Source organism: Kribbella polygonati (assembly GCF_050320105.1).
Lineage (GTDB): Bacteria > Actinomycetota > Actinomycetes > Propionibacteriales > Kribbellaceae > Kribbella.
The window spans coordinates 6965605-6978472 of the sequence record NZ_CP190129.1 but is presented as its reverse complement, the minus strand read 5'-3'; the positions used below and the strand labels follow the sequence as shown (position 1 = coordinate 6978472).

The 12868-nt window shown below is 68.2% G+C and carries 17 protein-coding genes; 11 read left to right on the top strand and 6 right to left on the bottom strand.

Annotated elements, in window-relative coordinates:
* Positions 1-71: 71 nt before the first annotated feature.
* A complete protein-coding gene (locus ACQHIV_RS33325) occupies positions 72-1034 on the top strand; it encodes a 2-hydroxyacid dehydrogenase (RefSeq protein WP_427887999.1) in 963 nt (320 codons plus the stop codon).
* On the opposite strand, the gene ACQHIV_RS33320 is transcribed toward ACQHIV_RS33325, so the two are convergent.
* Complete coding sequence (locus ACQHIV_RS33320; protein ID WP_427887998.1) at positions 1035-1298, bottom strand: hypothetical protein; 264 nt, start codon at positions 1296-1298, stop codon at positions 1035-1037. It lies immediately after the preceding gene.
* 180 nt (positions 1299-1478) lie between these two features.
* On the opposite strand from ACQHIV_RS33320, the gene ACQHIV_RS33315 reads away from it, so the two are divergent.
* From ACQHIV_RS33315 to ACQHIV_RS33305, 3 genes are all read left to right on the top strand, one after another.
* Positions 1479-2129: a hypothetical protein gene (locus tag ACQHIV_RS33315; protein WP_427887996.1), complete on the top strand. Its 651-nt coding sequence runs from the start codon at positions 1479-1481 to the stop codon at positions 2127-2129.
* A 2-nt stretch (positions 2130-2131) separates the two neighbouring features.
* Complete coding sequence (locus ACQHIV_RS33310; protein ID WP_427887995.1) at positions 2132-2776, top strand: hypothetical protein; 645 nt, start codon at positions 2132-2134, stop codon at positions 2774-2776.
* A 243-nt stretch (positions 2777-3019) separates the two neighbouring features.
* Positions 3020-3214, top strand: a complete 195-nt coding sequence (locus tag ACQHIV_RS33305) for a hypothetical protein (protein ID WP_427887994.1) — start codon at positions 3020-3022, stop codon at positions 3212-3214.
* Here ACQHIV_RS33305 and ACQHIV_RS33300 read toward each other — a convergent pair.
* On the bottom strand, positions 3204-4088 hold the full coding sequence (locus ACQHIV_RS33300; protein ID WP_427887992.1) for an RNA polymerase sigma-70 factor: 885 nt from the start codon (positions 4086-4088) through the stop codon (positions 3204-3206). The genes ACQHIV_RS33305 and ACQHIV_RS33300 overlap by 11 nt on opposite strands.
* A gap of 155 nt (positions 4089-4243) precedes the next feature.
* On the opposite strand from ACQHIV_RS33300, the gene ACQHIV_RS33295 reads away from it, so the two are divergent.
* Positions 4244-4726, top strand: coding sequence for a carboxymuconolactone decarboxylase family protein (locus tag ACQHIV_RS33295; RefSeq protein ID WP_427887990.1), 483 nt, complete (start codon positions 4244-4246; stop codon positions 4724-4726).
* Here the strand turns inward: ACQHIV_RS33295 and ACQHIV_RS33290 are convergent.
* Both ACQHIV_RS33290 and ACQHIV_RS33285 read right to left on the bottom strand, forming a co-directional pair.
* A complete protein-coding gene (locus tag ACQHIV_RS33290; RefSeq protein ID WP_427887989.1) occupies positions 4723-5223 on the bottom strand; it encodes a DinB family protein in 501 nt (166 codons plus the stop codon). The two genes, ACQHIV_RS33295 and ACQHIV_RS33290, sit on opposite strands and share 4 nt — an antisense overlap.
* 63 nt (positions 5224-5286) lie before the next feature.
* Positions 5287-5691 (bottom strand): VOC family protein, encoded by a 405-nt coding sequence (locus ACQHIV_RS33285; protein ID WP_427887988.1) that lies wholly within the window; start codon positions 5689-5691, stop codon positions 5287-5289.
* A gap of 121 nt (positions 5692-5812) precedes the next feature.
* Between ACQHIV_RS33285 and ACQHIV_RS33280 the strand changes: the two genes are divergently transcribed.
* Positions 5813-6187 (top strand): VOC family protein, encoded by a 375-nt coding sequence (locus ACQHIV_RS33280; RefSeq protein WP_427887986.1) that lies wholly within the window; start codon positions 5813-5815, stop codon positions 6185-6187.
* Between the two features lie 10 nt (positions 6188-6197).
* Here ACQHIV_RS33280 and ACQHIV_RS33275 read toward each other — a convergent pair whose 3' ends face one another.
* Complete coding sequence (locus ACQHIV_RS33275; RefSeq protein ID WP_427887984.1) at positions 6198-6572, bottom strand: nuclear transport factor 2 family protein; 375 nt, start codon at positions 6570-6572, stop codon at positions 6198-6200.
* A gap of 160 nt (positions 6573-6732) precedes the next feature.
* Here ACQHIV_RS33275 and ACQHIV_RS33270 point away from each other — a divergent pair, with 160 nt between their 5' ends.
* The 3 genes from ACQHIV_RS33270 to ACQHIV_RS33260 all read left to right on the top strand — a co-directional run bounded on the left by ACQHIV_RS33270 (position 6733) and on the right by ACQHIV_RS33260 (position 10503).
* On the top strand, positions 6733-7548 hold the full coding sequence (locus ACQHIV_RS33270; protein ID WP_427887982.1) for a GDSL-type esterase/lipase family protein: 816 nt from the start codon (positions 6733-6735) through the stop codon (positions 7546-7548).
* Between the two features lie 61 nt (positions 7549-7609).
* Positions 7610-8356: a hypothetical protein gene (locus tag ACQHIV_RS33265; protein WP_427887981.1), complete on the top strand. Its 747-nt coding sequence runs from the start codon at positions 7610-7612 to the stop codon at positions 8354-8356.
* A gap of 254 nt (positions 8357-8610) precedes the next feature.
* Positions 8611-10503, top strand: coding sequence for a heparinase II/III domain-containing protein (locus tag ACQHIV_RS33260; protein ID WP_427887979.1), 1893 nt, complete (start codon positions 8611-8613; stop codon positions 10501-10503).
* Positions 10504-10762: 259 nt separating this feature from the next.
* On the opposite strand, the gene ACQHIV_RS33255 is transcribed toward ACQHIV_RS33260, so the two are convergent.
* Complete coding sequence (locus ACQHIV_RS33255; protein ID WP_427887977.1) at positions 10763-11854, bottom strand: DUF664 domain-containing protein; 1092 nt, start codon at positions 11852-11854, stop codon at positions 10763-10765.
* 57 nt (positions 11855-11911) lie between these two features.
* Between ACQHIV_RS33255 and ACQHIV_RS33250 the strand changes: the two genes are divergently transcribed.
* Both ACQHIV_RS33250 and ACQHIV_RS33245 read left to right on the top strand, forming a co-directional pair.
* Positions 11912-12394, top strand: a complete 483-nt coding sequence (locus ACQHIV_RS33250) for a hypothetical protein (protein ID WP_427887975.1) — start codon at positions 11912-11914, stop codon at positions 12392-12394.
* Positions 12395-12403: 9 nt separating this feature from the next.
* On the top strand, positions 12404-12868 hold the full coding sequence (locus ACQHIV_RS33245; protein WP_427887973.1) for an NUDIX hydrolase: 465 nt from the start codon (positions 12404-12406) through the stop codon (positions 12866-12868).

Below are 12868 nucleotides of genomic sequence, written 5' to 3'. Positions count from 1 at the left end.
TCCGGTCCAGTTCCTGAGAAGTGCCGGTCGGGTTCCTGGTGCGGGTGCTGGTCGTCGTCGAGGATGAACGCATGGGACTTCCAGTCGTGCTGATGCCAGGACCGATGAACGACGCCGTTGCCGCCGGGCTCGACGGTCACTGCGAGCTGATCCGGTTGTGGGAGGAGCCCGACCCCGACGGCGTACTCGCGGCCCGCCGGGACGAGATCGTTGCCGTCGCCACCGGCGGTGCGAGGATCGACGGCCCGTGGCTGGACCGGCTCCCCGCCGTACGGCTGGTGGCCAGCTTCGGCGTCGGGTACGACCGCATCGACGCGACGGCCGCGGCCGAGCGCGGCGTGATCGTGACGAACACACCGGGCGTCCTCGACGACGAGGTCGCCGACACCGCGCTCGGCCTGCTGCTGATGACGGTCCGCGAGCTCGGCCAGGCCGAGCGGTACCTGCGCGACGGCAAGTGGGCGGGCGGTACGCCGTACCCGTTGACCCGCGCAACCATGCACGGCCGCCGGATGGGCATCCTCGGCCTCGGCCGGATCGGCCAGGCGATCGCCGACCGGGTCCAGCCGTTCGGCATCTCGGTCGCGTACCACAACCGCAACCCGAAGCCGGTCGACTACAAGTACTACCCGTCCCTCGTCGACATGGCCGCCGACGTCGACACCCTGATGATCGTCATCCCCGGCGGCCCCACCACCCGCCACCTCGTCGACGCCGAGGTCCTGAAGGCCCTAGGCCCCGACGGCATCCTCATCAACGTGGCCCGCGGCACCGTCGTGGACGAGCAGGCCCTGGTCGACGCCCTCCGTACCAACACCATCCAAGCCGCCGGCCTGGACGTCTTCGAACACGAGCCGAAGGTCCACCCCGACCTCCTCACCCTCCCCAACGCCGTCCTCCTCCCCCACGTAGGCTCCGCCACCCAACCCACCCGCACCGCCATGGCCGACCTGGTAGTGGAAAACCTCACCCACTACCTCACGACCGGCACGCCTCTCACGCCCGTCCCCGAGTCCACCCACCTCGTGAAGTAGTCAGTCGGTCTGGTCCCACAGGATGTGGTCCGGTTCGGGGTCGACGACGAAACGCACCGCATCGACGGTCGTCGCGCCGCTCAGCCACGCCTTCGCGATCCGATGCCCACCGTCCGTCAACCGCCCGTCCGCCGACAGGATCACCGGATACCGCAGATCCGCCTTCTGAGTCAGCTCAGCATGCCGAGCCACCATCCGGCACGTCACCGCCCGTCCCCCGAACCAGCAGTCCTCGTCGAACTCCCGAATACTCTCGATCGGCACCGCCCCAACCGGAAGGCCAACCACCAACTCCCAAAGCCGCTCAGTCAAATAAACCGCCCGCCCACCGGGCGCCGCACGCGTATGTCGTTCAACCATCCACTCATCATCAACTGCTGAAGGGCCTGCATGCGACCAGTTTGTGTCGGCTGCGCCGGCGAGTCTGTGAGATAGCTTGGCGATGTGAGTTATGACCTGTATTTCTGGGTGTCCGGAGTCGCCGAAGATGCTCAGGGTCTGGCCGACAGGCTTGCGGATGAAGACGCCGATGAACTGGAGCCGGACGAGCGGATCTTGGCGTTTCGGGACGAGCTGTTGCGGCGCTGGCCGGAGCTTGCCGACAGGATCGCTCCGTGGCATGAAGATCTCGAGTGGCGGAAGCAGTGGGGGCGTACAGATCTTGCCGATCGGTTCGTCGGACTGACGTTGGCGTACGGCTGGGAAGCGACCAGCGCACTGCCTGCGCTCGCGGCTGCGTACGGGATCGATACGTACGACCCGCAGATCGGGCGACTTGTCCGTGCACGGACCGGACAACCGCTCGCCGAGGTCGCGCACGTCGAGGGCCGCGTCGGCGAGCAGCACGTCGTGCAGGTACTGCGGAGGATCAGTTCATTCATCGGGTACGCGTACGACGAGCTGGACGAGTCCGCGCTGACGGGCGCGTTGGACGGCACGTACGGCGACGAAGACTGGTTCGAATATCCGCTGGCGGGGACACCCACACTGACGATTCAGCTCGCGCAGCGGGCGGGCGGCGGACCGGTCACCGTCCGCGTCGCCGGCGGGATGGATCTGGTCCTGGCGACTCGGATCGAGGAGTTACTGGAGTAGAAGTGGCTGGCTGGGAGAGCTTGCGTTTGGATCTACTGCGGATCCGCGAGGAGTCGCCGCGAGCGTTTGTCGTGTACCCGGACCCTCACACGGAGCGGCGGCACGAACGGCAGTTCCGGATTCGGCTTGCGGCGTGGGCGACCGGTATTGCCGAGGAGCTTCACACGAAGTACGGCGAACTTGTGGACTTGCAGGTCGGGGCTCTGGGGTTCCCGGGCAAGGAGTTGCGCTACGGCGAGCAGATCTTCGAAATGGCTGGTGAGCCAGCCGAAGTTGTAGGGCTCACCGTTGAAGCGCCGTCGCCGTTGACGATTCGGTCCGGGTACTTCGCCAAGCTGGACGTGCTGGTGACGAACCGGGCCGACCATCAGCAGACGCTCGTCAACGTTCGCAGCCTGCACACCGCGGTGACCGACAGCGCCGGTGCGGTAGTGGGCCGCTACGCCGGCCTGACCAGCGAACCGCGGACCGAGCTCGCCATCGACCCGGGGCAAACCCTCGCTCTACCAGCCCGTGTTGGCACAGCCTCACTCGTCCCCACCCTCGGGTACGCCGTCCCACCCGGCCGATGGTCCCTCGTCGTCTCGCTGATCACGCTCACCGGCTTCTACCTGTCCCTCCCACTCGAACTAACCATCACCCCCTGACTGAGCGCACGGATCGCACAACGTCCCCCATCCGGCAGGGTCTGAGCGGAGCGAGCCGGGTTCTCCGCACAACTCGCAGATGGTTTCTGAGACTCTCGCGTACTTCTCGGTGATCGCAGACACCTCGACGAGCTCCTCGACAGTCGCCTCGCCAATCCGTGGGCATGCCTGAAACGACAGCGCTCCCCACTTCTCCTTGATGGCGTAGAAGCGATAGTCGGGAAAGGCGGCGACGAGCTCCGTGTGACAGTCGCCGACGAGTCTTTTCCACCCTTCACCACACCAAACGACTTTGAAGTCGGGGCTGGTTGCGTGCGGGCGGAGCCGATCAAGCAGGTCACGGCTGTTGCCGGGATCGAGGATCCTCCGGCGGCTCTGTTCATGGTTGGGCACGTGGACAGCATGCTGAAGGTTCCACAGCAGACGATCAGCGGGTGAGGAGGTTTTCTTCGGTGAGGTGGCTGAGTTTGGCGGGGTTGCGGACGGCGTAGAGGCCGGTGATTCGGCCGTTTTCGACGTGCAGGACGGTGACCGTGTCCACCTCGTCGGTGAAGCGGAGGAGGAGGGCGGGGCGGCCGTTGATGTGGGTGGTTTCGAAGGTGGCTTCGGTGAGGTTCTCGACGGCCAGGGCGAGTAGGCGGGCGACCTTTTCGGCGCCGACGACCGGACGTGGGAGGGCCTGGACGACGCCACCGCCGTCACCGAGGAAGACGACGTCGGGGGCGAGGATGTCGACGAGGCCCTGGATGTCGCCGGTGGTGACGGCGCGCTGGAAGGCTTTCAGGGCGTCGCGGGTCTCGTCGGCGGAGACCGGGCCGCGGGGGCGGCGGGCCGCTACGTGGGATCGGGCACGGTGGGCGATCTGACGGACGGCGTCGGGCTTCTTGTCGACGGCCTGGGCGATCTCGTCGTACTCGAGGCCGAAGACCTCGCGGAGCACGAAGACGGCGCGTTCGGTGGGTTTCAGGGTTTCGAGGACGAGCAGCATCGCCATCGACACGCTGTCGGCGAGTTCGACGTCGTCGGCGACGTCCGGCGCGGTCAGGAGCGGCTCGGGCAGCCACGGCCCGACGTACGACTCGCGCCGGCGGCCGAGGGTACGGAGTCGCTGGAGCGCCTGCCGGCTGGCGATCCGGACCAGGTACGCGCGCTGGTCGAGCACGGTGTCGAGGTCGACGCCGACCCAGCGCAGCCAGGTCTCCTGCAGGACGTCCTCGGCGTCCGCGGCCGAGCCGAGCAGCTCGTACGCGACCGTGAACAGGAGGTTGCGATGGGCAACGAAAACCTCGGTGGCTCGATCGGTCCCGGTCATGCGGCGGCTCCCTCAGTACGCGTGTGTCACTCACCAGATGCCGGCCGCGCCGCTCCTGTGACATCCGCGCGGGTATGGCGCTCGTCACGTCACACAGGCCGCCCCGGGAGCATCTCGTGTTCGTCCAGTACATCCCACAAGTGAGGACGACGACGATGGAACCCCGGATCGACCTGATGCAGAACGCGTTCGGCACCAAGCTGGCCAAGCGGCTGTACGCCGTGCACACGCTGGTCCAGCCCGCCCTGCCGCATTCGCTCCAGAACCTGGTGATGCTGCGCGCCAGCCAGATCAACGGCTGCGGGAACTGTATCGACATCCATTCGAAGGAGGCCGCCGCCGAGGGCGAGACCGCGACCCGGCTGAACCTGGTCGCCGGCTGGCGGCACTCGACGGTGTTCACCGAGGAGGAGCAGGCCGCGCTCGCCCTCACCGAGGAGGCGACCCGGCTGGCCGACGCGTCCACGGGCGTGTCCGACGAGACGTGGGCGCGCGCCGCGAAGTACTACGACGAGGACCAGCTGATCGCGCTGGTGACGCTGATCGCGATGATCAACGCCACGAACCGGATGGCGGTCACGCTCAACCAGCTCGGCGGCTCGTACGAGCCCGGCCTGATGGCGGCCGTCGTCAGCTAGAGGTCCCAAATGCGTCCGGACTGCCAGGCGTACTCCCACGCCTGGATGTCCGGCGGCTCGATGCCGAGCCCGGTGAGGATGGCGCAGACCTGTTCGCGGTGGTGGTTGGCGTGGTTGATCGCCTGCGCCACGAAAGTCCCGAGGCGGGTGCCGCGGGTGTTGTCGTCGACGATCAGCACGCGTTCGACGTCGATCGGCTGGGTCCGGAAGTACTCCCAGACGTCACCGGCCTCGGCGTTCCAGCCGGCCAGCGTCTCCAGGTCGGTCGCCGGCTCGGCGTCGACGTACGGCAGCGGCCGGTCGGCGATCCGGCGCAGGTAGCTGCCGTCGCAGCGAACGATGTGGTCGAGGGTGGCCAGGATGCCGCCGTACGTGCCGACGCCGGTGATCTCCAGCTGGTCGGCGGTCAGGTTCTGGGCGCGGCAGAACTCGATCAGGCTGCCGGTCGCCCAGTTGTTGTGCCGGATGGGGTCGAAGAGCAGGTCGTTGAGTCCCATACCGGTCAAGCTTGCGGGAAGGACCTTCCCGGGGACACCGGATTTCCCCGGGAAGGTATGTCGTCAGCCCGCGATGTTGACCATCCAGTTGATGCCGAACTTGTCGGTGACCATGCCGAACTCGTCGCCCCACATCTGCTTCTCGAGCGGGACCGTCACCTTTCCGCCGTCGGACAGCTTCGCGTAGTAGCCGCGCAGTTCTTCACCGTCACCGCTGAGGCTGATCGCGATGTTCTCGCCCGGGTTGTACGGCATGCCCTGCGGCGTGTCGGCCGCCATCAGCGTGAACCCGCTCGGCGTCTCGAGCTGGCTGTGCATCAGCAGCTCGTCGTCGTCCGGGCCGTGACCGGCGCCGAACTCCTTGAAGGTGTTCGACGACACCTCGCCGCCGAAAACGCCCTGGTAGAACTCCATCGCGGCACGTGCTTCGTTCTGGAACTGGATGTACGGATTGAGCCGGGATGCCATCGGATCGTCCTTCCCCCAACCTGGCCGGGCCTTCTGGTCCGGCGCTCATGTTCCGCACAGTAGACCCGGCCACCGACGGTCCGCGAGACCCCGCGAGCGGACAACTGGTTAAGGTCTGCGCATGAAATTGCGACACATCACGATCGATGCGGCGAACCCCTACGAGCTGGCGCGGTTCTGGAGTACCGTGACCGGCTGGCCGCTCGGCGACGATGACGAACCGGGTGACGACGAGGTGCTGGTGGTGGCGCCGGACCCGGTGCCCGGGCTGCTGTTCATCGCCGTACCGGAGGGCAAGAGCGTCAAGAACCGCGTACACCTCGACTGGGGCCCGACCGAGCGAACGCGGGACGCGGAGGTCGAGCGGATCGCCGGGCTGGGCGGGACGATCCACGAGGACCACCGCCGTCCGGACGGGCGCGGCTGGGTGACGATGAAGGACCCCGAGGGCAACGAGTTCTGCGTCGAGCGCAGCCAGGCGGAGATCGCGGGCTGATCTCTCAGGTTCAGCGGATCTCCGTGGCCTGGGACCACTGAACCTGCCAGCCGGCGTCCGTACGCCGGTAGCAGTCGAGGTGCCACGCGCTGAGCGGGCCCGGTTCGCGGCCGTTGACGCCGATCTCGATCGCGGACCGGTACCGCAGTACGGCGACCGCGCCGTCCATCAGTACGTCGATCTCGCTGACCGGCTCGAACCGGCGGTAGTTGATCTCGCCGGTCTCGATCCCGCCGAGGTACTCCACCTTCGTCCAGACCAGGCCGCTGGGCGTGACGATCGTGAAGTCCGGCGTGTGCAGGGCGGCCGCTTCCGGGATGCGGCGGGCGACCAGGTGGGCGAGGCGGGTGCGCTCCAGGGCGCGGAAATCGAAGGATTCCGGCATGACCGAAAACCTATCCAGGATTTGGGGCGTCAGGGATATTGGGGGCAGGAAGGGAACCGGGGGGTTCGTTTCCGACACGTTGGGGGTAGGCAGGCATGCAGCGGATCAAGGGGGTCACCGCGTCATGTCAGATAGGCGAAGAGTTCGAAGGGTGGGGAGCGTGCGGCAAGGCGGGACGACGGAGGTGTCGGCGGTCCGGGCGTTCTTCGGATCGCTGCTCTCGATCGTCGTCACGCTGCTCGTCATCGCCGGGCTCGGCGGCGTGTTCGTCGTCCTCGAACCGCGGACGCCGAGCTCCGACACGCTGGTCGGCGGTACGTCGTACAGCGTGCCGACCAAGGGCCCCGGCCCGTACGGTTCCGGCACGCTCGGGCCGTGGCAGGGCCTGATCCACCGGATCTCCTCCGAGGACCAGATCCGCGACGTACTCGCGTTCGACGGGATCTTCATGTTCGGCGACAGCATCGCCGTCCAGGACAGCACCGCGTTGGAACGGCTGCTGGCGAATCGCGGCGGCGACTCGATCGCGGTCCACGACTGGTCCGGGCAGCCCGCGTCCGCGGCGGTCGACGCGCTCCAGGACTGGTCGCGCAGCTACGGCCTGCCGAAGCGAATCGTGATGGCGGTCGGTACGAACGACATCTTCGACCCGACCGCGTTCACCGAGCAGGTCGAGCGCGCGATGCGGATCGCCGGGCCGGACCGAACGGTCTACTGGGTGAACGTGTACGTGAGCCGCACCAAGCAGCCGCCCGCCGTCCGGGACGCCGATCTCGCGAACAGCGCCTGGATCAACCAGCAACTGCAGCAAGCCGCGGCCCTGCACTCGAACCTGCGGATCGTCGACTGGTCCGAATTCCTCAACTCGCAGCCGAACGGCCCGGCCCAGTACCTGCGCGACGGCGTCCACACCAGCGAGCCGGCCGGCAGCTCGGCCCGCAACGCCCTGATCGCCGACGCGATCGCGAGCCCGTAGGGCAACCTGCGGCGGGGTCTACGCGTGTAACTCGTACGACGTTCGCCTGTGGGAGTTGTGCATGTTCATCAAACGTTGGTCGGTCTCGGCCGCCATCATCGTCGTACTGACGGCCACCCTGCTCGCATTGCTGCACTTCGAGACGCCGGCCGCACACGCGAAGCCCGTCGTCGACACCGGCAGTTACGGATCCGGTGCGCTCGGTTCGTACCAGAACAACAATCGGGTGATCGCGAGCGGCGCGGAGGTCCGGCACGTGGTCACGTCGGACGGCATCATCCTGTTCGGCGACAGCATCGCGGTGCAGGACGGCGCGGCACTCGGCCGGCTCCTCGAGCAGCGGTTGGGTACGTCGTTCGCGCAGTACAGCTGGGCCGGTCAGCCGACGTCGGCGGCCGTCGACGAGCTGGCGGCCTGGGCGAAGGCGTACGGCCTACCGAGGCGGATCGTGATGGCGGTCGGGTCCAACGACATCTTCGACCCGGCCGCGTTCGGCGCCCAGGTCGAACGTGCACTGAAGATCGCCGGGCCGCAGCGGACCGTGTACTGGGTCGACGTACAGGTCGCCCGGACCGACAAGCCGGAGGCGGTCCAGGTCGCCGATCAGCGGAACAGCGAGTGGATCGACCTGCAGCTGGAGCAGGCGCTGCCGCAGCACCCGAACCTGCGGATCGTGCACTGGGCCGAGTTCCTCGCGGCGCATCCCGACCGGCTGCACACCGACCTCCGCGACGGCCGGCACACCACCGTGCCCGCCGGACAGGATGCCCGGAACGCCCTGATTCTGCAGGCGATCCGGCACGGTTGAGCTGCCCGAACGGGCATCCGGAACCGAAGCGTCCGGTCCGAAGCAACTTTTCTTGCTGCTCGCGACATCTATTGGGTAGAAGAACCGATCTGACCTCGGGGGGATCCGAGCGCGGCGCGCCGACGGCTTGATGCCATCAGCAACCTTTCACGCCGCACGGTCAGAACGACCAGCACACCACGCTTGCTTTCGGCATCACCCTGTCCGAATTCAGGTATAGACCATAACCGGCAGGCCCGGCCGAGGGGGACACGATGCCCGCGAGACATCTGCGCACCAGAACGACCCTGCGACTCACGATCGCCCTGCTCGCGAGCGCCGCCGTACTGACCGTGATGCTGGTCGCGCCGTGGGGCGGGACCGAGCCGGAGGCGGCGCCGGATCCGACGACGAGCCAGACCCCCGAACCGCCGACGCCGCCGCCGGCGACACCGGTCCGGCGCGACATCTACACGTGTCCGGCGTACAGCGGGATCGACCGGACGAACCCGCTCGCCAACCTCTACCAGGACACCTTCACCTGGGGTACGACGCCACCGACGAAGGTCGGCGACGGCCACGGCAACATCGACTGGCGACTGAACCCGGACAAGAACCCCAGCTGGTACATGTGGCTGCACTCGCTTCGTTGGCTCGGCCAAGGAATCACCGCCGGCGGGCGCGGCGACAAGGCGGCGCTCCAGCGGGTCAGTACGATCGCCCGCGACTGGGTGAACGACAACCCGTACTCGTGGAAGTCCGACGTCGGCGCCTACGAGTCGACGATGCATCGCACCAACGTGCTGATCTGCCTGCGGCAGGCGGTGCTGTCGGGGTTGCACGTGGGGAAGTTGCCGCTCACGTACACCTGGCTCGACAAGGCGCTGCTCGACCACGCCTGGTTCCTGCGGAAGAACTACAGCGGAGACTGGAACCACGGCACCGACGAGAGCATCGCGCTGTTCGGGATCGGCTGCACGTTGCTGCGGCCGGATCTGAAGAAGATCGCGGCCGACCGGCTGACCAGCGCGATCAAGACCTCGATCGACACCCAGGGGTCGACCAACGAACAGTCGACCGGGTACGCCCAGTTCAACTACGCCCTGTGGGGCCGCGCGATCGACGTACTCGGGAAGTGCGGCGTGGACCCGGGGACGACGATCATGGCGCGCCGGCGGGAGCTCGCGAAGTGGCTCGCGCTGGCGACCAACTCGCTCGGGAACCTGCCGCAACTCGGCGACTCCGAGGTGATCAGGACCGTGCCGGTGCAGGGCACGGTGCTCGAGTACGCCGGTACGCTCGGCACGCGCGGGATCCGGCCGACGCAGCGGATCGGGATCTTCGACGCCGGGTACATCTTCGGGCGGACCGGGTGGGGCGAGACGCGGGCGTTCACGCAGGAGTCGACGTACAGCATCCGGTTCGGGCCGGCGCAGAAGCTGCACGGGCACAACGACCACACGTCGGTCACGTACACCTCGCGGGGGCGGGACATCCTGATCGACGGCGGGCACGCCGGGTACAAGGCGGACGACTGGCGGTTCTGGGCGAAGGGGCAGTTCGCGCACAACGAGCTGACCGTGAAGTCGGCGACCGGGCATCCGGAGACCAAGCTGGTACGGTCGTCGCTGCGGCCGACGTCGGAGTTCTACGAGTTGCACGACTCGCCGGGCGCGGGCGTCGACCGGACCCGGGACGTGCTGGTGCTGAAGGATCCGGACCTGATGGTGGTGCTGGATCGCGGTACGTCGGACGCGGAGCAGGAGTACTCCACGCTGTGGCATCTGCCGGCGGATCAGGAAGTAGTTGTCAGCGGCAAGGACCGGGCGGTGGCGGCGCGGCCCAGGGATCGGGTGAAGACGACGTTGCTGCAGATCCCGTACCGGCAGGAGCCGACGGCGATCGAGGTCGCCAGCGGGGAGCAGGGGCCGATCCAGGGATGGCACTACCAGACCATCGACAAGCGCCTGCCCGCGCCGGTGGTGAAGTTCAATCGGTCGGGGAACAACGCGACCGTGCTGTCAGTGATCGCGCCGACGCGCAGCAACGCGAAGGTCACCTACACGACCACGCAGCGCGACAACCAACTGCTGCTGAACCTGACCATAGACGGAACGACCACAGCGGTCACCGTCGGCCCGGACGGGACGCTACAGCGAGTCAAGTAGCCGCAGGGCGGACCGCCAGCACTCATCAATCGCCCCCCGGCACCCACGCTGAGCGTGGGGAACGCCGGTCACCACACATTGTGAAGCACTGGCGGTCCGCTTCCAGCGACGAGCCCCACCGGCCTGCGCACGGTGCTGGCGACCGCTCACGCGACGAGCACGGCCAGCCGCTCTTCCCGCACACGTAGGGCTGGCGGTCTCTTCACGTGGTGAGCGCCGCCGGTCCGCACTTCCCGCGCACGTGGCGCTGGCCGTCATTTCACGCAGTGGGCGCCGCCGGTCCGCTCTTGCCGCGTACGTGGGCCGACGGTCGCCTCACGCGGCGGGCGCCGCCGAGCCACTCTTCCCGCACACGTGGGGCTGGCCGCCGCTTCACGCGCTGGGCGCCGCCGAGCCGCTCTTCACGCGTACGTGGGGCTGGCCGCCGCTTCACGCGGCGGGCGCCGCCGAGCCGCTCTTCCCGCGCACGGTGCTGGCGGCCGCTCACCCGGCGAGCACCGCCGGCCGCCCTTCCCACGCACCTGCGGCCGGCGGCCTCACACGGTGAGCACCGTAGGACCGCCCTTCCCGCACACGGGGCGCTGGCCGTCGCATCATGCGGTGAGCACGGCCAGTCCGCGCCTCCCGCACACGTGGGGCTGGCGGCCGCTTCACGCGGTGAGCACGGCCAGTCCGCGCCTCCCGCACACGTGGGGCTGGCGGGCGCTTCGCTTGGTGGGGGCGTTGGTTCGGTCTTGTCGTGTGCGTGGTGGTGGCGGTTTGGTTTGTTAGGTCGGGTTGTGTCGGTGGGTTTCCAGTCGTGGGGTGGGTCTTCGCCTACGCGGCCGTCGACGGTCTCGCGGATGAGGTCGGCGTGGCCGGTGTGGCGGCCGTACTCCTCGATCAGGTCGCAGACCAGGCGCCGGAGGCTCGCGTGCCGGCCGTCCGGCCAGGCGATGTCGGCCAGCTGGTCGAGGCCGCCGTCCGCGATCGCGGCCGCGAGCGTCGCCCGGGAGCGTGCGACCGCCCCGTCCCACAGCGCGTACAGCGCCTCCGGGGTGTCGTCGACGGCAGAGTTGAACTCCCAGTCGTTGTCGTCCCGCCACCCGTTCTCGACCCACGGCCCACCCATCGGCTTCCCGCGGAACTTCACGTCGAACAGGTAGTCCTCGTTCGCCGCCAGATGCTTCAGCAACCCGCCGAGCGTGATCGACGAGACCCCGATCCGGGTGTTCAGCCCGTCGGCATCGAGCCCGTCCACCTTGTACCGGAACGTCGTCCGCAACCGATCCAAAGCCCCGACCAAATGCCCGACCTCATCGCCCGCCACCGGCGGCTCCCACCACGGAGAAACCCACTCACTCTCAGCCATGCCCGCACGCTAACCCCCATTCCGGACGCTCTCCTTCCGGAACGGCATACTCGCGTCATGTCCGATTGCCCGACCTGCGGCCGTGCCCTCGACGCGCACGACCGCCACCACCGCTTCACCCTGCCGACACCGGTCCTGGGCCTGCCGGACCGCGAACACACCCCCGGCACCTGGCTGAGCCACGGCACGCCTCAGGAGTCCGTGATGATGCAGGTCCCGGGAGCCGGCGCGTTCGTCCGGGCGCTGCTGCCGGTCCAGCTCGACGGCGGTTTCAAGGTCACCTACGGCATCTGGCTCGGGATCCACCCGGACCAGCTCCCGCAGACGTTCGCGATGTGGTGGGAACCGGAGTACGCCGACCTCCGCCTCGACGGCGTGCTCGCCAACGAAATCCCCCCGTGGGGCCTGTTCCAAACCCGCGCGACCGCCACCGTCCGCGACCCCGAGCACACCCCCTACATCACCTCCTCGCCGGATCCTCTCCTCACCAAGGTCCTCACCCAGGCCTGGCCGCACGAGGACGTCCTCGAGCACTTGTAGGGTCCGGGCATGAACCAGTACGCGGGTGTGATCGCACGGTACGACGGGCTGATCGCGATGGTGCGGGAGGAGTACGACGCGTGGGGCGCGCCGCACTGGAACCTTCCGAGCGGGGGCGTCGAGGACGGCGAGACCCCTGCCGACGGCGCGGTCCGCGAACTGCGCGAGGAGACGGGTCTACACGTGTCCGCGCACGACCTCGAACTCGTCTGGACAACGCGGACACGTGTAGACGATCGGGTCACCTCGCGGTCGTGGAACTACCTCGTGGCCGCGGCAGGCCCGGCGTTCGCGATCGACGACCCGGACGGCTCGGTGCTGGAGGCGGGCTGGTTCGCCCCGGAGGACGCCATCCGTCGGCTGAGCAGGCTGCCGTACCCGCCGATCGCCGTACCGGCGGTCGACTACCTCACCAACGGCGTGAGCGGCCGAGCCTGGAGCTTCACGCTCAGCGGAGGCGAGTGGAGCTGGTAG